General features: G+C 65.3%; 2 protein-coding genes. Both read right to left on the reverse strand.

Going from position 1 to position 1,409, the window contains the following annotated elements; translation table 11 throughout:
- A partial coding sequence (locus WKW79_RS36950) for an acyl-CoA carboxylase subunit beta (protein WP_340340184.1) occupies nt 1-729 on the reverse strand: 729 nt, incomplete at its 3' end.
- Between the two features lie 61 nt (nt 730-790).
- Nucleotides 791-1,409, reverse strand: a 619-nt coding sequence (locus WKW79_RS36955) for a cobalamin-dependent protein (RefSeq protein ID WP_340340185.1), incomplete at its 5' end; no start/stop codon positions are given.

Genomic DNA, 1,409 nt, shown 5'->3' on the forward strand with positions numbered 1-1,409 from the left:
GTTGTACAAGCGGCGCAGCATCATCAATGCTTCGACGTCGTTCTCGAAGGCCATGTCGGCCACGCCGCTCTTGGTGGTGTGGGTGGAGGCGCCGCCCAGTTCTTCCGCGGTCACGTCCTCGTGGGTCACGGTCTTCACCACTTCGGGGCCGGTGACGAACATGTAGCTGGAATCCTTCACCATGAAGATGAAGTCGGTCATGGCGGGCGAATACACCGCACCGCCCGCGCAGGGGCCCATGATCATGCTGATCTGGGGCACCACGCCGGAGGCCATGACGTTGCGCTGGAACACCTCGGCATAGCCGCCCAATGAAGCGACACCTTCCTGGATGCGCGCGCCGCCGGAGTCGTTCAGGCCGATGACCGGGGCGCCGACCTTCATCGCCTGGTCCATCACCTTGCAGATCTTCTCGGCATGGGCCTCACTCAGCGCACCGCCGAAGACGGTGAAGTCCTGGCTGAAGACGAAGACCAGGCGGCCGTTGATCATGCCGTAGCCGGTGACCACGCCGTCGCCGGGGATCTTGTTGTCCTCCATGCCGAAGTCGGTGCAGCGGTGCTCGACGAACATGTCCCATTCTTCGAAGGTGTTGTCGTCCAGCAGCAGCTCGATGCGCTCGCGTGCCGTGAGCTTGCCCTTGGCATGCTGCGCGTCGATGCGCTTCTGGCCGCCGCCAAGGCGGGCGTCTGCACGGCGCTTTTCCAGGAATTCAAGGATCTCTTTCATGGGTGTCTTGCTTGTAGGTTGTTATTGCCCACGATCGCGGGCGGTGTGGGGAATGGATGAGTCAGACGGTTTGAAGTGACACGGCCGCGCGGATCTGCTCCAGCACATCCTTCGCACTGGCCGGGATCGGCGTGCCCGGGCCGTAGATGCCCTTGACGCCGGCCTCGTACAGGAACTCGTAGTCCTGCCGCGGGATCACCCCGCCGACGAACACGATGATGTCGTCCGCACCCTGCTTCCTGAGCTCCGCAATGATCGCGGGCACCAGCGTCTTGTGGCCGGCCGCGAGCGTGGAGACGCCCACCGCATGCACGTCGTTCTCGATGGCCTGGCGCGCGCACTCCTCGGGTGTCTGGAACAGCGGGCCCATGTCGACGTCGAAGCCGAGGTCGGCGAAGGCCGTGGCCACGACCTTCGCGCCGCGGTCATGGCCGTCTTGGCCGAGCTTGGAGATCATCACGCGGGGGCGGCGACCCTGCTCCTCGGCGAAGGCGGCGATCTCGTGCTGCAGCGTCTCCCAGCCTTCGGCCGAGTCGTAGGCGGCGGCATAGACGCCCGTCACCTTCTGGGTGTCGGCGCGGTGGCGGCCGTAGACCTTTTCGAGTGCATCGCTGATCTCGCCGACGGTGGCGCGCAGGCGCACGGCCTGGATGCTGAGGTCCAGCAGGTTACCCTCGCCG

Origin of the sequence: Variovorax robiniae, assembly GCF_037889955.1 — a bacterium.
GTDB lineage: Bacteria > Pseudomonadota > Gammaproteobacteria > Burkholderiales > Burkholderiaceae_C > Variovorax > Variovorax robiniae.